Raw genomic sequence first — 17,996 nt, 5'->3', positions numbered from 1 at the left:
CCCTTGCGGGCGCGACGGCATTAGCGCGAGGTAGGCGGCCCCTTTAGTTCCACCATGTTTCCCTCGGGATCGAACAGATAGAGCGAAGGGCCATATCCTTCGGCGCCGTAGCGCTCCACCACTTCGCCGGGCTGCGCACCGAACGGTGCGAGATGCGCCTTGAGGGCGTCACCGTCGAAGGGCTCGACGCGCAGACACAGGTGATCCATGTTCCGCCCGGCCGCACTGCCGCTTTCGCCGCCGCTAGCACCTTTCGCGCCGTTACGGTCGAGCGGACCTCCGATCGCGACCAGATCGATCAACGAACGCCCGGCCCGCAACTGGATAAGCCCGAGCTCGTGCTGCTCGCGTTCGACATGACAGCCCAATGCGTCGCAATAGAAGCGCGTCATCGCGTCAGGATCGGCGGCGCGAATGACGACGTGATCGATTTCGCGGATCTGAATCTGCATGGCATTTCCTCGATGCGCCGCACGAGCCACCATCTTGAACCACATGGCAAGCCATCGGATCGACACCGGCTGCGTGCGTCATGCCGCGCCGATCGGTGCCCTTATCATCGTCGGCATGCACTAACCGACCAGGCCACGGCCAGCGCAATCCGGGAAAGAAGCGGAAAATTGAAGCGTCGGGAAATGAACGGGCGTTCGCGCCGTCGTGGGCACCGCGGAGGTGAGCACGCTCATCGGCAGATCGCGCTTAAAAGCGCTGGACGAAAAAAAGCCCGCTGCTTTGAGCGGGCTTAATCCATATCAGGAGGAGACATGGAGGAGACAGGGACAACTATACACAGCCACCTGACGCGACGCAACAACTTTTTAAGGGAAAACCCGGAATCCGGCCGCTTTGTCGCACCGACGCCCGAGGCCGCGTGAAAGCGCCAGATCATTACGTCGCAAAGCAGATGAAAGTCTGGATAACAGCGCAAGATCCGGCGCGTCGACGCACAGGCCAGCGGCTACAGTGGGCATCGTCGAAACCGCTCTTTCAGGGAGTCACGCCATGACCGCCACTCCGACCCCACTACCCGCCCGGCCTGAAACCTGGGCCACCGACGCCGATCGCTGGGACGCCGTCTCCACGCGCGACGCCCACGCCGATGGCGCCTTCTTCTACGGCGTGCGCACGACCGGCGTGTTTTGCCGCCCGTCGTGTGCGTCGCGGCTGCCCCGTCGCGAAAACGTCGCCTTCTTCGACGACGCCGACGCCGCCCGCGCCGCTGGCTTCCGCGAATGCAAGCGCTGCCGCCCAGGCGGCTTGCCGCGCGAACTCGAAATCGTGCGCCGGGCATGTGCGGCGCTAGACGCCGATCCGCAGGCGCGCCTGACGCTCGCCGAACTGAGCGACGCCGTGCATCTGAGCCCGTTCCACCTGCAACGCCTGTTCAAGCGCGTGCTCGGTGTCTCGCCGCGCCAGTATCAGGCGGCCCGCCGTGGCGCCGTCCTGCGCGACGCGCTCACGCAGGGCGCGGGCGTGACCCGGGCGAGCGTCGATGCGGGCTTTGGCTCGTCGTCGCGGCTCTATGAAAGCGTGCCAGCCGAGCTTGGCATGGCCCCGTCCGCGTATCGCCGCAAGGGCGCTGGCCTGACGATCCGCTACGGCACCGCGCCGACACCGCTCGGCCTCGTCCTTGTCGCATCCACGGACAAAGGCATCTGCCGGATCGCATTCGGCGACGATGAAGCGTCGCTCGCCGGCTTCCTTCACGCCGATTTCGCCAATGCCGACCGCATCGAAGACAGCGGTGCGGTTGCGCCGTTCATCGCGCAGATCGACGCCTATCTGCACGGCCGGCGCGAGCGATTCGACCTGCCGCTCGACATTGCGCCGACGGCATTCCAGCAGCGTGTCTGGGAGGCGCTGCAGCGGATTCCTTATGGCGAGACTCGCAGCTACACGGAGATCGCCGAAACGCTCGGCGCGCCGCGCGCTGTGCGGGCTGTGGCGAGCGCGTGCGCGTCGAATCCGGTGGCGCTCGCGATTCCGTGCCACCGCGTCGTGCAGAAGAGCGGCTCGCTCGCGGGCTACCGTTGGGGGATCGAGCGCAAGGCCGCCCTCCTCGATGCCGAAGCGAAAGGCCACGCGGAGAACGCGCCCGGCGCGGCGCCTCGTCGCAGGAACGATGTTGACGCCCGCGTGACCCGGCCGGAGACGACGACTTGAGCACCGCGCTGCCCGAATCGAAACCGCAGTCGCAGATCGAGGCGCCCGTACCAACCTCGAAACCGCAGTCGCAGATCGAAGCACCCGCGCCAACCGACAGCGCCACACTCGAGTTGCCGTTTCGCGCCCCCTACGACTGGCCGCGCGTGCTGCGCTTCTTCGCGGGCCGCGCAACGCCGGGCGTCGAGACCGTCGAGGACGGCGCCTGGCGGCGCGCCATCGACTTCCGGGACGCAAGCGGCACCCTCACCGTCCGCCGCCACGCGCGCAAGCGCTGCCTTGTCGTGCAGATCGACGGCCCGGTGAGCGCCCATGCGGCCGCCCTCGCCGCCCCGCTAGCCCGCATGTTCGATACGCAGGCGGACCCGGCGGCCGTCGCGGCGCATTTCGCCGACGATCCGTGGCTCGCGCCGCTCGTGGCCGCCGCGCCCGGTTTGCGCGTGCCTGGCGCGTGGTCGGGCTTCGAGCTGGTGGTCCGCGCGATCGTCGGCCAGCAGGTCAGCGTGAAAGCGGCGACGACGATCATCGGCCGCCTCGTGCAGCGCGTCGGCCAACGCATCGAATCGCATCCGCACGAGCACACGGCCTGGCGCTTCCCGACGCCGGCCGCGCTTGCCGCCGCGGACCTCGCCGGCATCGGCATGCCGGGCAAGCGCGTCGCCGCGCTGCAGGGCTTTGCCGATGCGGTCGCGAGCGGCGCAGTCGCGATCGAACGCCGCAGTCACAGCGACTCGCTTACTTCAGCGGATACCACCAGCGATCTCAACGCCATGCGCGCTTCACTGCTCGCGCTGCCGGGGATCGGTCCGTGGACCGTCGAATACGTTGCGATGCGCGCGTGGCGTGACGCGAACGCATGGCCCGCGACCGATCTCGTGCTGATGCAGGCGATCACCGCGCGCGACCCAGCGCTCTTGCGCCCGGCACAGCAGCGCGCGCGCAGCGACGCGTGGCAGCCGTGGCGCGCGTATGCCGCGATGCATCTGTGGAATGAACTTGCCGATCGCGCGAGTGCAGCGCGCGGCGGCTGACGCGTGCGAAACAAGGAGGCAGGCGCATCGCAGATGCATGCAAGATCGCGGACGAAAAGCGCGCCAACCGCGTGAAATCGACGCGGTACAAGGCGTCCTGATGCGCGCAAGACGGCCATGAGCAGGTCTTCCGGCGAGATGTTAAAGTGCCCGCTAACGAAAACTTTACGTCGGCGCGCGTGCGGGAGATATCACGCTGCCGGCCCCCGCCCGACCAGCCTCAATGCCAGACACGACCTCCTCACGTACCAGCGGCACGAACGACGTTCTCGCACAGCGACTTTCCGTGCTGAGCGCCGGGCCTCACCGCGATGCGCTCGCGCGCGGTCTGCGCGGCATCGAAAAGGAGAGCCTGCGGGTAACGCGCGACAGCCGCCTCGCGATGACGCCGCATCCGGCGGCGCTCGGTTCGGCGCTTACGCATCCGTCACTGACGACGGACTATTCCGAAGCGCTGCTCGAAATCATTACGCCTGCCGAGCACGATCCGTCGGTCACACTTGAAAGGCTCGACGAACTGCATCGCTACGTCTATGCAGTGCTCGCGCGCGATGGCGAAATCCTCTGGAACGAATCGATGCCGGGCCTCCTGCCCGCCACCGACGACGGCATCCCGCTCGCCGAATACGGCACGTCGAACATCGGCCGGTTGAAGCGCGTTTATCGCATGGGTCTCGCTCTGCGCTACGGGCGCACGATGCAATGCATCGCGGGCATCCACTACAACTATTCGCTCGACGAAGAAGTGTGGGTGGCGCTCCACGCGCACGAGAAGTCCGCGGAAACGTTGACGGATTTCCAGTCGGCCCGCTATCTCGCGCTCATCCGCAACTTCCGTCGCACGAACTGGCTGCTGATGTATCTGTTCGGCGCGTCGCCTGCACTCGACGCAGGCTTCCTGCGCGGCAACAAGCACGGACTCGACGCGCTCGACAACGAGACGCTCTACCTCCCGTACGCGACCAGCCTGCGCATGAGCGACCTCGGCTACTCGAACACGACGGGCCAGTCGGCGCTGCACGCCGACTACGACACCCTGCCCGGCTATCTCGAAGCGCTTGCGCAGGCAGTGAGCCAGCCGTATCCGCCGTATGAGGCGATCGGCACGCAGCGCGATGGCGAGTGGGTGCAGATCAACACGAACGTGTTGCAGATCGAAAACGAGTTCTACTCGACGATCCGTCCGAAGCGCGTGACGTATTCGGGCGAGCGCCCGTTGCATGCCCTCGCTGAGCGCGGCGTGCAGTACGTCGAAGTGCGCTGCATGGATATCGATCCATTCGAGCCCACGGGCATAGCGCTTGAGACGGCACGCTTTCTGGACGCCTATCTGCTCGCGTGCGCGCTCGATGACAGCCCGCTCCTGCCCGCCCCCGCGTACACCGAGGCCAACGATAATTTCGGGCTGGTCACGAAGGAAGGCCGCCGCCCGGGGCTCGAACTCAAGCGCGACGGCACGTCCGTGCCGATGCAGGACTGGGCCTCCGAACTCTTCGCGAAGATCGAACGTGCCGCGGCAACGCTCGACGCGCTGCGCGGCACAGACGAACATGCGCGCGCCGCGGCTGCACAACGCGCGAAGCTCGCGGATGCATCGCTTACGCCATCGGCACGCGTGCTTCAGACCATGCTCGACGAGAAGCAGACGTTCCTGGAATTCGCGCTCGCGCAGAGCGAACGGCACGCGTCACACTTCCTCTCGCGTCCGCTGGACGCCGCGTCGACGGCTCATTTCGAAAGGCTCGCGCGCGAATCACTCGACGATCAGGCAACGCTCGAACGCGATCAAGCCGGCTCGTTCGATGCGTTCATCGCCGCCTATGGCGCCTACACACTCGACAGTTACGGTGCGTGACCGGATCACCGCCGGGTATTGCACTTGCGCACTTGCTCGAAACCTCGCAACGAAAGCCACGCCCGCGCGGTCCAATGAATATCAATCGACATGCCTGCGCGCTTTCCCGCGCGGGCGGACGAACGCGCGGCGCGTAGTGCGTGGCGCTTTCGGGGAGGACATAAAACGATGAAACGAATTCTGCCGATCCTGCTCTGCGCGACCGCTGTGGCCTGCTCGACGGGCGGACAGGTCAATCCGGACGTCATGCAGGCCGCGACCGCTCCGCTCACGTGCCAGGACAAGACGCAATGTACGCTTTGGTGGCAACGTGCACAGGACTGGGTGCGCAATCATTCGAAGTACGAAGTGCAGACCGCCACCGATACGCTGATCCAGACCTCGGGCCCGGGCGGCGGCAAGCGCCTGCTTGCGTACGAAATCACGAAGGCCGTCAACAACGACGGTACGGCGACGATCGGCTTCGCAGCGCACTGCGACAGCTCGTTGGGCTGCAAGCCGGATCCATGGACAGCGGGCGCGGCATTCAAGCAGTTCGTGCGCACGGGCGTCGACGCGCCGGTCGCCGGCGCAGACGAATCGGCAACGCCAGCGAGCGACGCGGATCCGTCCGCCCCTCACTGAGATCGCGAGGGAAATGCGGACGTCGAACGGCTCGCCCGCATACCCGATCATCCGCGTTGATTCGCAGTTTTAAGCTTTCTCCGATTGAGAAGATGAGTGCGGGACCCGTATTGTGGGTCTGATTCGGCGAATGCCGGACAGCTAACCCCTCATCTTTGAATCTAATCGACAATGAAACTGCGAGTTTTGTCAGCCAGTGCGCTGGCTGCCCTCACCGTCGTCGCCACTGGTTGTACGACCGCGTCTGGGCCCATGCACAATCTTGACGTCGTGACGCTTGCGAACGGCACCCAGGCCCACCGTGTGCAATGCTACGGCCTGCTTGAAAGTTCGGCGACCTGTATGAAAAAGGTCAACGAAATCTGCGGCGACAAACAGCCGCTGCGGGTCTCCTCGGTGGACCGCACCGTGGCCGACTATGCAGCCAAGGGCGATCCGCGCGAAATCGTCTTCATCTGCCAGGCACCACAGCCGGTCGTCGAGGCTCCGCCCCCGCCGCCACCGGTCGTACAAGCGCCGCCCCCGCCGCGCACCATCACGCTCGAAGCCGATACGAATTTCGCCTTCGACAAGGCCGATCTGCTCCCGTCCGGCAAGCAGAAGCTCGACGCATTCATCAGGGACAGCGACGGCGTGAACATCGGCACGGTGGTCATCGGCGGCCATACCGATTCGGTGGGCTCCAAGGCCTATAACGATCGCCTCTCGCTGCGCCGGGCGCAGACCGTGCGCAGCTATCTCGCGTCGAAGGGCCTGCACGCGAGCCAGTTCGACGTCCAGGGTTACGGCTACTCGAAACCAATCGACTCGAATGCCACGGCCGAAGGCCGTGCGCGCAACCGCCGCGTCGAGGTTCAGACGAGCGGTGTCACAATGCAGTGATCGCCCACAGGCGATCAGCTGTCAGCCGCGGGACCGTCAGTGACCCATTGACGGTCCCGCGCCTTTTCTCGGCTTCGTAATCCATACAAGCCCGGCCAGCACGATAAACACCACAGCCGAAATACGAAAGAAATCGTTCGTGGCCATCATGTAGCCCTGCTGCGTAACGATCTCGTTGAGTTGCGCCGTCACACTGTGCCCCGCAAGACCAAGGCTCGACAGCGCGTCGCTATAAGCGTTCGTGCTCTGCGAATACGTGCTCACCGATTCGGAGAGCACGGCGTGGTGATAGATCGCATCGTTTTCCCAGAACGTCGTGCTCACTGCCGTTCCGATCGCACCCGACAGCGTACGCATAAAGTTCGATAGCCCCGATGCGCTGGCTAGACGTTCGTCCGGGATGCTCGAGAGCGTGATGGTGGTCATCGGCACGAAGAAGCACGCCACGCCGATGCCCTGTACGAGACGCGGCAGGATGACGTGATTGAACGGCACGTCGAGCGTGAACGTCGAATTCCAGATCGAAACAAACGCAAAAACAAGGAATGCGAAACTTGCGACCATGCGCAGGTCGAGCTTGTGCATGTTGCGCCCGATCAGCGGCGAAAGCACGAGAGCCAGCAGGCCGACGGGCGCCGTCGCGAGGCCCGCGATGCCGGCCGTGTAGCCCATCACCGTCTGCAGCCAGAGTGGGAAAATCACCACCGAGCCGAAAAACGCCATGAAGCCGAATGAGACGATCAGCGCGCCCAGTGCGAAATTGCGGTCACGGAACAGAGAAAGATCGACGACTGGCTCTTTTTCCGTGAACTCCCACGCGAGCATGAACGCAAGCGACACCACAGCGATGATCGCCAGCGTGACGATGAACGTGGAGTTGAACCAGTCGCGGTCCTTGCCAAGGTCGAGCATCATCTGCAGGCACGACACGCCGATCACTAGCAGCGCAAGGCCCACGGCGTCGATGCGCTGCTTCGTTGTCTTCGTCTCGCGACCGCGCAACAGCATCCAGGCGCACGCGCCCGAAAAAAGCCCGATCGGCACGTTGATGTAGAAGATCCACGGCCACGTGTAGTTATCGGTGATCCAGCCGCCCATCACGGGACCGAAAATCGGTGCGACGATCACCGTCATCGCCCAGAGGCCGAGCGCGAGGCCTCGTTTGGCGACTGGATACGAGCGCATCAGGATCGTTTGTGACAGCGGCACCATGGGGCCGGACACGAGACCCTGAACGAGGCGGAACGCGATCAGCGTTTCGAAGTTCGTCGCGAGCCCGCATGCCGCCGAGGCAATCGTGAACAGCAGCACCGATATCGTGAAGAGCCGCACTTCACCCACGCGCCGTGCGAGCCAGCCGGTAAGCGGCACCGCGATCGCCGACGCCACCGAGTACGACGAGATGACCCACGTGCCTTCGGTAGTCGCGACGCCGAGGTTGCCGGAGATGGTCGGCACGGCGACGTTCGCGATCGACGTGTCGAGCACCTCCATGAACGTGCCGAGCGCAAGGCCTACGGTGAGGAGCGCAAGCGTGCCGCCGGTCAACTGCTTAGGCTCGGCGGCTGAGATCGCCGCGGTTGAAGCGTTCATCGGTCCTGAATCCTTGTAGATCAAACCGTGGCCCGCTGCGTGAATCTGCGGGTCATCGCCGGTCTGCATTTCAGTGCCTCGGCATTCTCTGCCCAGACAGTTATCAACGTGAAAAAAGAAGCGCTTATTGCGCCGCCTGTTATGGGTTTCCGCTCGGCTCCTGCGTGCCGCCGTCGGCCGGGCAGCCGCTCTGGCCGCCGCAGACGACCTCGGTCGCCGCGTCGTTGGCGATGAAGCGCTGCAGGAGTTGCAGGAGCGTCGCAACCTCGTCGGCGGAAAAGCCGCGCAATTGCTCACTCAACACGGCCGCGATCAGATCCGGAAGTTGCTGCGCCGCATCACGGCCTATCGGGGTCAGATCCAGCTCCACAACGCGCCGGTCGGCGTGGCTTCGTTGGCGCACCAGGAAGCCTTTCTTTTCGAGCCGGTCGAGCATGCGCGTCATCGATCCGGTGTCGTACGACAGCACACGCGACATCTCGTTTGGCGTGCGTGCACGCTCGTACCACAGCAGCAGAATCACACCGATCTGCGACGACGTGAGGCCTAGCGGCTCCACAGCCCGGTCCATCCGGGCGGCCAGCACGTTGCGCGCGGTCGAGAGGAAATAGCCGAGACTCGACTCGATCTTGTTCCTTTCGGGTGGGACGGGCGCTTCGTTCATGTCGGGACAAATTCCACTTTGTCGGGCCAGACGCAGATTCTAGCCGTTTATTTGTCTGCTTAGGCAGATAAATAAACGCGTGCCTGTGGGGCTGATAGCGTCTCCGCTGGGGCAAAAAACAACACCGTCATTGGTGCAGCGCAAATAAATTTGGACTTTTACTTGCTTAGTCAATATTATGACAGGCAATCACTTCATTTCCCTTTCGCCCTCAGACCGCGTCATGCCGTATCTGAAAAACACGCTCGGCGGCCTCGGTCGCACCTTCGCCGACACGGCCCGGCTCGCGTTCGCGCGAGCCAACGCGGTCCGGCGGGCGACGAGCTGGCGAAAGTTCGCGGTCTACGCAGCGGTGTTCGCGTTGCCGGGCGGCTCGCTCGCGGTTCTGCTGCACATGTGGGCGGAACGCCGCCGCGCCCGTCGCGAGGCAGACGCCGGCGCGGGCTCTGCCGCCTGTTGCGGCAACGCGCTCGCATGCCGCGCTGCTTGTCCGCCGCAGCACAAGACCCACGCGCCGCGCACCCACACGGGTGGCCACGCGCTTCGCGCGCTGCGACGCTGGCGCCGTAACGACGCGTAACCTGCCCGGTCTCCGCCGTAACACACCGCAAGCCGTCTGAGCATTACTCTTGCAGATTCCGCGCGCCGCACGGCGCGTGCGCTACCATTGCCGCGACACTACAACCCCGCTGCGCATCATCGCGCACCGCGCCGCGCGTCCGGTAATAAAGCCCGCGCCGTTTCTCGCCCGCCGCATCGAAGGATTGCTTGCATGCCTCGCCGTATCGTCCGTTTGCCCGAACTCTTCCCGCGCCGCGCACGCGCGCTCACGCTCGTCTGTGCCGCGGCCGCGCTGACGTTCCAGCTCAGCGGCTGTGCCGTCGGCCCGAACTATCAGCGGCCGTCCGCCGCCGTTCCGGCTTCGTTCAAGGAAGCGCCCGAAGGCTGGAAAGTCGCGCAGCCGTCCGATCAAACCGATCGCGGCGCCTGGTGGACCATCTACGACGACGCGCAACTGAACGCGCTCCAGGATCAGCTCAATGCGCAAAATCAGACCGTCGCCCAGTTCGCCGCTGCCTACCGGCAGGCGCGCGCGCTCGTCGGTGAGGCGCGGGCTGCGTACTTTCCGGTGATCGGTGCGTCGGCGAGCGCCACGCGTTCGCGCACGCCAACGCACGTAAGCACTTCGAGCGGCAACTTCGGGAACGGCACCATCTCGAATAACTTCAATATCGGCCTCGATGCGACCTGGGAGCCGGACCTGTGGGGCAAGGTGAGTCGCACGGTAGGCGCGCAGGAAGCCGGGCAGCAGGGCGCCGCAGCCGATCTCGCCAACGCGCGCCTGTCCGCGCAGGCCACGCTTGCGCAGACGTACTTCGCGCTGCGCTCGCTGGACGCGCAGCAAAAGCTGCTCGACGACACGGTCGCCGCGTACCAAAGGTCGCTGCAGCTCACGCAGAACCAGTACGCGCAAGGCGTCGTGGGCCGCGCCGACGTGATCCAGGCGCAGACGCAGTTGCAGTCGGCGCAAGCGGCGGCGATCGATAACGGCGTCGCGCGCGCCCAGGACGAGCATGCCATCGCGGTGCTGATCGGCCAGCCGGCCTCGACGTTCTCGATCCCGCCGTTGCCGCTGACCGCCACGCCGCCCGTCGTGCCGCTCTCGATGCCTTCGGCGCTTCTCGAACGCCGCCCCGATATTGCCTCGGCGGAACGCAAGGCGGCCGCTGCGAACGAGCAGATCGGCGTGGCAATGTCGGCGTTCTTTCCGTCGCTGACGATCTCCGCCTCGGGCGGCTTCGAGAGTTCCGTGTTTTCGCAACTGCTCTCGATGCCGTCGCGCTTCTGGACGCTCGGTCCGTCGCTCGCGGGGACGATCTTCGACGCCGGATTGCGCAGCGCCCAGACCGAAGCCGCGCGCGCCGCCTATGACCAGCAAGTTGCCGCCTATCGGCTGTCAGTGCTGGCTGCGTTCCAGGACGTCGAGGACAACCTCGCGTCGCAGCGCATCCTCGCGCAGGAAGTCGTCGTGCAGCGGCAGGCGGTGGAGTCGGCGGAGCATGCGGTCGAAATCGTCACCAACGAATACAAGGCCGGCACGACCAGTTTCCTGAACGTGCTCGTCGCGCAGACCACGGCGTTCGTCGCGCAGCAGAAGCTCGCGAGCATTGACGGGCAGCGGATGGTGTCGTCGGTGGGACTCGTGAAGGCGCTCGGCGGCGGATGGGATGTCACGCAGATGGGGCGCGAGACCGGCGACATGGCCGCGCCTGCGCCTTTGCCACGTCCGGGCGCGCAGACGGGGCAGAGTGGGGCGGGCGCCACGGACAAGGCCTCGACGTTCGCGACCGATGCGGCCGCAACGGTTTCCACTCGCGCACAATCCGTGCAGCCTGAGTGACCCACAACGCAACCGCCGCATGAACCGCGAACGGTTCGTGCGGCGGCGCATCTCGCTGGTTCAGCGGGCGAAAATCAGCGCGACGGTCCCCGGCCCGGACGGGCGACCGAGCAGATTGAGCAAACCCGCAAGGTTTTCGCGCTGTTCGGGCGTCGCGCTCGCGGTGCCCTCGAACGACGCCGACGCGCGCGACATCGTCCCGTGTCCGTCGAGTTGCAGCGGCCCTTTCTGAGTCGAGAGATCGATCGTCGACGATGCGCCCTGCGACTGCACCACCACCTCGTACGATCCAAGCGGCTTCACGAGCGACACGCGAGCACTCATGTCGGTGAGCGAGATGTTGACGCGTCCGAACGCATCCGTGCCGAACGTGCGCCACGGGCTCCATGCGAGCCGCACCTTGCCGTCGAAATCGAGCGTGTTAAAGGGCGCGCCGAGCCCCGCGAGCAGCGATGCTGGCACGTCGATCGAACCCGCTGTCACCGTGGCGCTGCGCGGCGTCGCCTCGACGGTGACAGGATCGGGCATCGCCTCCGTCTGGCGCATCTGCATGCGCACACGCCCCGTGAATAGCGGCCAAAAGGCTGTCTTCCATTCGATTCGGCCCGGCAGCACCGTCGCGCCCGCCGGGTCTTGACCGGCCGCGAGCATCAGCGTCGCGGATCCCTGCCACAGCGATCCCGCGGGATCGACGAGATTCACGTGGCCGTGCGTCATGCGCGCGAACTGTGGCGCGATCCAGGCGGCGGGCATCCGCGCGAGCAGGACCGCTGCGCTCGACAGCACGCCCACCACGAGCCACGGCAACGCGGCGCGTACGCGCCGCATCCAGTACGTCATGCTTTGATCTCCGGTCCCATGCAATGCCCGACGGCGTTCAGTGCGCGTTCGCAGGCTGCAGCGATGCGGTCAGGTCCACCTGGCCGTCGGCCTTCAGCGCCGTTACGTGCGCCTCGACCACCTGCACCTTGAACTGCTTGCGCACATCGTCGAGCCAACCCGTCCAGGCCGGAAACGATGCGTTCTTCAACTGCACCTGCACCGTCGTGCCGATCAGTTGCACTTGTCCGCCCGCGAGGCCGTGCTCGGTCAGCGACGCCGTCAGCGCGTCCTTGAGCGCCTGGCCGCCCGGCGCGACGCTGGCCGCCGCACCCGCAAGGGCACGCGCCTCATTGGCCTGCGCCGTCATCTCCGCGAGCTGACGCTGCAAGCCCGGCAGGCTCGCGCGCAACTGCGCGCGGCCGTCGGAGGCGGGCGCCCATAGCACCGACCAGCCGATCGCCACGGCCAGCACCGCGCTACCCCACGTCAGCAGCAGTTTTTCGCGCTCGTTGCGTGCGCCCCAGAATTCAGCCCATGCGCCGCTCAAAGCCGTTGTCTTCACGATGCGCTCCTGATCGTCCATTTGCCGGTGCTGCTGTCCGCCGTGCCGGTCAGACCGTTGCGCGCAAGGCGTGCCGTGAGGTCCGCATCGACGTTGACGCCCTGCTTGAAGGTCACCTCCAGGCGGCGGTCGTGGTAGTCGAGCGCCGCGATGGCGTTCGCGGGAACGGGACCGAGCGAGCGAGCGAGACCGTCGGCGAGCGCGAGGAAGTCCTCGGGCGAGGGCTGGCCCGCAGCCAGGCGCAGCTGTTGTAGCTGACGCGCCATCTGGCCGGCCGGATCGAGCACGACGGTCGTCTTCGGAAACGCGTTGAGCAGCAGTTCGGTCATCTCGGCGTTGATGGCGTCGCGCTGACGCACAAGCATCAGCCATTGCACGTTTGCCCCGACGATCGCAACCACGAGCGACGCAGCCACGAGGGCGAGCGGCACGCGCAGGCGGCGCAGCGTAGCGCGATCGAGCTGCCATGGCTGCGCGGCGAATTCGAACTGGCAGAGGTCGAACCGACAGGAGAGCGCGCGACGCGCGAGGGTTTCGAACGTGAGCGACTGGGCACCGGGCAGTTGCGCGGCGGGCGACTTCGACGCCGCGCCCGATGGTTCGCCGGGCAGACCTGTCAGCCTGTAGAGCGTGACGGGCGCATCGCCGGCCAGCGCCGCGATCGTGGCCGACGCGCTCTGCGCGGGCACGGCCAGACCTTGCTCCATTGCGCCGCGCACGATCACAAGTTCAAGCGCCTCACCGGGCACCGCGAGCGCCTGATCGGACCGGCTGCCGGCCAACAGCGCAGGCGCAGTCGACACAACCGGGCCGAGCGCACAGGCGATCACCGGCTCGACAGTCTCCTGCGGCGAGGACGCCGCTTCATCCTGCTCGCTGGCCACAGGCTGCGGCAGACAGCGCGCGACGGGCACGGCGCGCAGGCCGCGATGGCCGGCTGCCGTAAAGCCCTCGATCAGAAAACGGAACCAGCCGCGATCGATCGCCACGACCTTATGCCGGCCATCGGAGAGCGCCTGCGGATCGAGCGCGAGATGGCAGGTCTGCGGGTCCTGGATCAGATGATCCTCTACGACGTTCGGCAGTGCCTGGCGCAGCCGCGGCCCCTTGAGCGGCGGCACAGCGGCGGCCACCGTCAGCAGATCACGCGCGGCGATCAGGAGCACGGTCGACGTAGCGCGCGGCAGGAGCGCGAGCGCCGAGCAACCCGAGCGCTGTGTGTTGCCCGCCTTGTCGAGCAGCAGGAACGGCAACTCCGGCAGCTGCCATTCCTGCGAGTGGACCGCCGGGTCACGCGGCGGGATCAAGACGATCAGCGTGCTCAAACGCACCTCTTTTCGATGTTGGACTCAGTCGGATTCATGGTTCGTCGCGGACGATGCGCGTCATGTGGGTGAGCGGATCGCGCCAGACGAGCGTCGTGCGGTCTACCTCGGCGCGTTCGTGGTCCACGCGGCCATGAACGAGAAAATAACTCGTGTTGACGTCACACAGCGTTGTGTCGACGGACGCCGCCTGCACGCCCGCGCCCTGAAGCGCCAGTTGAACGTCGCTCAGATTGCGGAAAAACACATTCTGCCGCCGCGCCACGAATGCCTGCGCACTCGACAGGTTCATGCCCGGTATGATCGCCGCGACCACCTCGGCGCTCGCCGTGTTCATGTTCACCGGCGTCGTGGCCGGCAGGACCGTCACGAAAGGCCGCAGCCGCGCAAGCGCATCGGGCGTGAAGCCCGGCACGTCGAGCAGCGAATCGACACTCGTCATCAGGAGCGGGGCGACCGCGCTGTCGCTGTCGGCGTCGCTCAGGCCCGGATTGTCGGTGTAGGTCGCGCCGCCCGTCGCGCCAGCCGCGAGCTGCTGCGTCGAGGTCGATGTCGACGTGGCCGTCGTGGAGGACGTCTGGAAGCGCGTCATCGAATACGCCAGTCCCGAGCGCACATACACGGCCGTATTCTTCGCGAGCTGGCCATTGATGCCGAGCATCTGCAGAAGTCGCGCGAACGCCTCGATCTGCGTGACGTTGAGCTGCAGAGTGCCAGGCGCGGAGCTTGCCACGAGGTTGCGCAGATTGAAGCGCGCCTGGGCATCCTCGATCGAACCCGATAGATACGTGGCAGCGCCTTGTTCGGCGCGCACGTCGCCGATCTGGCCGAGAAAGTCGGACAGTCGCGTCTTCGCGACAGGCATGCCCCATGCGCCGCCGAGCCAGGTGACGCCCGCCGACGTATCGCCTTCCGAGCGCAGCACGAGGCGCGTCCAGTCGAGCGCACCGCGCGAAATCCACTGGGCCTGCGCGACGAGCCGCTGGTTCTCGATGCGTCGCAACTGCACCTGCTGACGCCAGAGCATGCCCGAAACCAGAATCGCGGAAAGGGCGACGACGAGGAGGGCGGTGATGATCGCCGCACCGCGTTGCGATGCACGGCGGACACGGCGCGAACAACGCGGCGCACACGGACCGGCAACGCTGCAGGCGTGAACGTCCGCGCGAAGACGTGCGGCACCTTCATGCGTCACGGCACGACGCACGTGCACGCGGGAGGCGAGGGAAGTCGGCGCGCGCATCGTCATTCCCCCATGAGAAACACGCGGGTGACAGGCCACTGCAACGACTGCGCGCTCACCCGCACCTCGAGCCCTGTCACCGAGCGCGGCAGTGGTGCAACGCCAAGCTGCGGCACCCTGAGGCCGTTGGCGTTGGCGTTGGCGGTGAGCTGCGAACTCACGTCCGCCATGTTCGAGGTCCAGCCTACCTTCGGCACATAGAACCGCGCGTTGATCGAGCCGACGCCGCTCATCATCGGCAGCGCATTCCAGTCGCCGCTTTCGCCGCCGCGCATGGCGCGCCGCAAATCGCCGAGATTCGCGAGCGGCGGCGACGCATAGCGCACGACGCGGCCCTCGACCACGCGATAGCGCACGACCTGCAGCCGAGGCGCCGAGCCAGGCGGCACCGCGAACGCGCGCACGATCTGCAGGGCACCACCATCGAGCGAGATTGCAGAGGCGCCCGCTTCGTCATCGGACGCGGCGAGGCGGCAGTCGATGCGCATCTGGTCGAACATTTGCGCGAACACCCGTTCGTCGGCCATCGAACGCGAAATCGTCTCGCGGCCGCGCATGATCTGGTCAAGCCCGCGCCACGAAAGGATCGCGACGACGGCGAGAATCGCGATGGCGACGAGCAGTTCGATCAGCGTGAAGCCGCGTGCGCGTCTCGCGCGGAGGGTGCACCTCGCGCCTTCGTCGCGTTCGGCACGCGCGCGGTCACAGCGAACGGGTTGTTTCATTGCCGAGCACCGTGACGAGTTGCGCGAGGTTGCCATCGCGACCAGGCGTCGTCACCGACACCTCCACGCGGCGAAATACCGGATTGGGCGTCGCCGTCACCGTTTGCGTGCAGACGAGCGGCAGATTGGCCTGCGAGCAGTCGAAGCTCCGCACGCCGAGTTCGGGCCACGCATGTGTGAGACGCAGTTGGGCGAGCGCGTTATCAGCGCTCCAGCCCGCGAGCAGGCGATTGTGGAGATCGGCTTCGCTTGCGGCGAGGCTGCCCACGGCTCGCAGCGACGCCGCGAGCGCAATCGCGACGATAGCAAGCGCGACGAGCACTTCGATCATCGTGAAGCCGCGCGCCGCGCGATAAAAGGATTGGGTGGTCCGCATCGCTAGCGCACCTCATACCGGCCGTTGCCGGTGCCGACGATGGTCACGCGCCCGACGCTCGAAAAAAGCGTGACTTCCACGGGCACATCAACGGCCTCGGTGCCGAACACGATGCGGTTGGCCTGTGTGTCGTTGCCGCTGCCCGGATAGGCGATCTCCACGCCGGTCACGCCGCCCTCCCAGTGACGCGGGCCGAGCAGATCGTCGCGCAGCGGACGCCAGCCGTCTTCCGTTCGCACATCGAAGCGAAATCCGCCTTCGATGGGTTGCCACGCGATGGGTCGCGCGCGCACCTGGGCTTCGTCGCCCGCCGATTCGAACAGGAGGGCGACTCGCTGGGCCTCTTCGTTGAGATCGGTGCGCGGATTGCGCGAGAGCGTCAGCGACGCGATTGAGATCAGGATGCCCGCGATGAGCAGCACGACCAGCATTTCGATCAGCGTGAACCCTCCGGCGCGCGCACGCACACCCGCGCGCGTGAAAGCGCGTGAGCTGGCGTAGACGTAACGGCGACGAGGTTGGCTCGGTTGGCTCTGGCGCATGATGCGTGGCTCAATACGGCGGAGACGAGTCCTGCAGGACAGGCGCGCTGGGCGGTCACGGGCGTGTTGCCAACGCGCCTCGCCTGCGACGCGGCGCTACTGCCAGGACCCGACGTCGGCGTCGTTGCCTTCGCCTCCGGGCTTACCATCGGCGCCGTAGCTGAACACGTCGATCTCGCCGTGCACGCCCGGATTCAGATACTGGTACGTGTTGCCCCAGGGATCGTTCGGCAGGCGTTCGAGATAACCGCCGTCCTTCCAGTTGTTGGGAACAGGATCGGTGGCTGGCTTCTGGATCAATGACTGGAGGCCTTGCTCCTGGGTCGGATAGCGGCCGTTATCGAGGCGATACAGCTTGAGCGCCTGCATGATCGTGCCGATGTCCTGGCGCGCGGCGACACGGCGCGCTTCGTCGGGACGACTCATGATCTTCGGTACGATCAGCGCGGCGAGAATGCCAAGGATCGCAATCACGACCATGATTTCGATCAACGTGAAGCCGCGCTGGCGGCGCGCACGCAGGCCGTCGATTGCCTCGGTAGCGTTGTGGCGTTTTGCCCACATGGACATGGCTTGCTTTCCTCCTGACGGTATTCCTGGCATTTCCTTGCCGGTTAATCGTAGCGGCCCGACTTCCGGCGCCGCGTATTCGCTCATGTGCCGTAAGGCACGTGGCGGGTCATTGTAATGTCACGCGGTGACGACTTTCGGACATACCCGCGCACTTACGCCTATAACGTCGAAAAATTCACAATACTCCGTACAATGGAGCGCATGAACGCACTGCAAATCCGCCTCCTGTCCCTAGCCGCGTTCGCGGTGTTCTGCGCGACGGCGACGTCGTGGGCCATCACGCTCGCTACGAGCCGCGCGGCTCCGGTAGAGGCCGCCGCCGCCAGGCCGCCAGTCTCGCTCGACGAGGCCGCCACGCTCTTCGGCGGGAAGCTCGACAGGCAGCCCGCCCAGGATATCCACCTCTTCGGCATCCTGGCGTTGCAGCAAGGCGCCGCTGCCATCGTCAGCGTCGGCACCGAAGCCGCCAAAGCGATCTCACTCGGCGGCCCGCTCAACCAGGACACCACGCTAGCCGAAGTGCGCGCGCGCTCGATCGTCATCGACCGCCACGGTGTGCACTCCGAAATCTTCCTGCCGGCCAACGTCTCCGGCCCCACCATCTACGTGCGCTGA

General features: G+C 66.0%; 19 protein-coding genes. 8 read left to right on the top strand and 11 right to left on the bottom strand.

The genetic code is table 11. The annotated features are described in order from the left end of the window. Nucleotides 1-20 precede the first annotated feature (20 nt). On the bottom strand, nucleotides 21-452 hold the full coding sequence (locus tag L0U80_RS15275) for a VOC family protein (RefSeq protein WP_233865522.1): 432 nt from the start codon (nucleotides 450-452) through the stop codon (nucleotides 21-23). Nucleotides 453-1,002: 550 nt separating this feature from the next. On the opposite strand from L0U80_RS15275, the gene ada reads away from it, so the two are divergent. The 5 genes from ada (at nucleotide 1,003) to L0U80_RS15250 (ending at nucleotide 6,555) form a co-directional block, all read left to right on the top strand. Beyond that, nucleotides 1,003-2,163, top strand: a complete 1,161-nt coding sequence (gene ada, locus L0U80_RS15270; protein WP_233865519.1) for a bifunctional DNA-binding transcriptional regulator/O6-methylguanine-DNA methyltransferase Ada — start codon at nucleotides 1,003-1,005, stop codon at nucleotides 2,161-2,163. A gap of 74 nt (nucleotides 2,164-2,237) precedes the next feature. Beyond that, complete coding sequence (locus tag L0U80_RS15265) at nucleotides 2,238-3,194, top strand: DNA-3-methyladenine glycosylase family protein (RefSeq protein WP_233866000.1); 957 nt, start codon at nucleotides 2,238-2,240, stop codon at nucleotides 3,192-3,194. Nucleotides 3,195-3,417: 223 nt separating this feature from the next. Then, nucleotides 3,418-5,049: a glutamate--cysteine ligase gene (gene gshA / locus L0U80_RS15260; protein WP_233865518.1), complete on the top strand. Its 1,632-nt coding sequence runs from the start codon at nucleotides 3,418-3,420 to the stop codon at nucleotides 5,047-5,049. A gap of 168 nt (nucleotides 5,050-5,217) precedes the next feature. Continuing rightward, nucleotides 5,218-5,673: a hypothetical protein gene (locus tag L0U80_RS15255; protein ID WP_233865517.1), complete on the top strand. Its 456-nt coding sequence runs from the start codon at nucleotides 5,218-5,220 to the stop codon at nucleotides 5,671-5,673. Between the two features lie 342 nt (nucleotides 5,674-6,015). Continuing rightward, nucleotides 6,016-6,555: an OmpA family protein gene (locus L0U80_RS15250; RefSeq protein WP_233865516.1), complete on the top strand. Its 540-nt coding sequence runs from the start codon at nucleotides 6,016-6,018 to the stop codon at nucleotides 6,553-6,555. Between the two features lie 36 nt (nucleotides 6,556-6,591). On the opposite strand, the gene L0U80_RS15245 is transcribed toward L0U80_RS15250, so the two are convergent. Together L0U80_RS15245 and L0U80_RS15240 are read right to left on the bottom strand one after the other, a co-directional pair. Next, nucleotides 6,592-8,148 (bottom strand): DHA2 family efflux MFS transporter permease subunit, encoded by a 1,557-nt coding sequence (locus L0U80_RS15245; protein ID WP_233865999.1) that lies wholly within the window; start codon nucleotides 8,146-8,148, stop codon nucleotides 6,592-6,594. Nucleotides 8,149-8,287: 139 nt separating this feature from the next. Beyond that, complete coding sequence (locus L0U80_RS15240; protein ID WP_233865515.1) at nucleotides 8,288-8,812, bottom strand: MarR family winged helix-turn-helix transcriptional regulator; 525 nt, start codon at nucleotides 8,810-8,812, stop codon at nucleotides 8,288-8,290. A gap of 223 nt (nucleotides 8,813-9,035) precedes the next feature. On the opposite strand from L0U80_RS15240, the gene L0U80_RS15235 reads away from it, so the two are divergent. Beyond that, entirely contained in the window at nucleotides 9,036-9,392 is a 357-nt protein-coding gene (locus tag L0U80_RS15235) for a hypothetical protein (protein WP_233865514.1), read from the top strand. Between the two features lie 213 nt (nucleotides 9,393-9,605). Next, nucleotides 9,606-11,213, top strand: coding sequence for an efflux transporter outer membrane subunit (locus L0U80_RS15230; protein ID WP_233865993.1), 1,608 nt, complete (start codon nucleotides 9,606-9,608; stop codon nucleotides 11,211-11,213). Between the two features lie 60 nt (nucleotides 11,214-11,273). On the opposite strand, the gene L0U80_RS15225 is transcribed toward L0U80_RS15230, so the two are convergent. From L0U80_RS15225 to gspG, 8 genes are all read right to left on the bottom strand, one after another. Further along, entirely contained in the window at nucleotides 11,274-12,053 is a 780-nt protein-coding gene (locus tag L0U80_RS15225; protein ID WP_233865513.1) for a type II secretion system protein N, read from the bottom strand. Nucleotides 12,054-12,090: 37 nt separating this feature from the next. Continuing rightward, nucleotides 12,091-12,618 carry a type II secretion system protein M gene (locus L0U80_RS15220; protein ID WP_233865511.1) on the bottom strand — a complete coding sequence of 176 codons (528 nt, stop codon included), beginning with the start codon at nucleotides 12,616-12,618 and terminating at the stop codon, nucleotides 12,091-12,093. Continuing rightward, complete coding sequence (gene gspL, locus L0U80_RS15215; RefSeq protein ID WP_233865509.1) at nucleotides 12,594-13,922, bottom strand: type II secretion system protein GspL; 1,329 nt, start codon at nucleotides 13,920-13,922, stop codon at nucleotides 12,594-12,596. The genes L0U80_RS15220 and gspL overlap by 25 nt, the downstream gene beginning before the upstream one ends. Nucleotides 13,923-13,956: 34 nt before the next feature. Continuing rightward, a complete protein-coding gene (gene gspK / locus L0U80_RS15210) occupies nucleotides 13,957-15,165 on the bottom strand; it encodes a type II secretion system minor pseudopilin GspK (protein WP_233865508.1) in 1,209 nt (402 codons plus the stop codon). A 2-nt stretch (nucleotides 15,166-15,167) separates the two neighbouring features. Next, nucleotides 15,168-15,890 carry a PulJ/GspJ family protein gene (locus L0U80_RS15205; RefSeq protein ID WP_233865507.1) on the bottom strand — a complete coding sequence of 241 codons (723 nt, stop codon included), beginning with the start codon at nucleotides 15,888-15,890 and terminating at the stop codon, nucleotides 15,168-15,170. Further along, the gene (gene gspI / locus L0U80_RS15200) at nucleotides 15,868-16,266 is read right to left on the bottom strand and encodes a type II secretion system minor pseudopilin GspI (RefSeq protein ID WP_233865506.1); all 399 of its coding nucleotides are present in this window, start codon (nucleotides 16,264-16,266) and stop codon (nucleotides 15,868-15,870) included. The genes L0U80_RS15205 and gspI overlap by 23 nt, the downstream gene beginning before the upstream one ends. A gap of 2 nt (nucleotides 16,267-16,268) precedes the next feature. Continuing rightward, on the bottom strand, nucleotides 16,269-16,808 hold the full coding sequence (locus tag L0U80_RS15195) for a GspH/FimT family pseudopilin (protein WP_233865504.1): 540 nt from the start codon (nucleotides 16,806-16,808) through the stop codon (nucleotides 16,269-16,271). Between the two features lie 96 nt (nucleotides 16,809-16,904). After that, entirely contained in the window at nucleotides 16,905-17,378 is a 474-nt protein-coding gene (gspG, locus tag L0U80_RS15190) for a type II secretion system major pseudopilin GspG (protein WP_373322168.1), read from the bottom strand. A gap of 204 nt (nucleotides 17,379-17,582) precedes the next feature. On the opposite strand from gspG, the gene L0U80_RS15185 reads away from it, so the two are divergent. After that, entirely contained in the window at nucleotides 17,583-17,996 is a 414-nt protein-coding gene (locus tag L0U80_RS15185) for a general secretion pathway protein GspC (protein ID WP_233865502.1), read from the top strand.

It is taken from the genome of Paraburkholderia adhaesiva (assembly GCF_021390575.1).
Lineage (GTDB): Bacteria > Pseudomonadota > Gammaproteobacteria > Burkholderiales > Burkholderiaceae > Paraburkholderia > Paraburkholderia adhaesiva.
The sequence above is the reverse complement of the archived record's forward strand: the minus strand, read 5'-3'. Positions and strand labels throughout refer to the sequence as shown.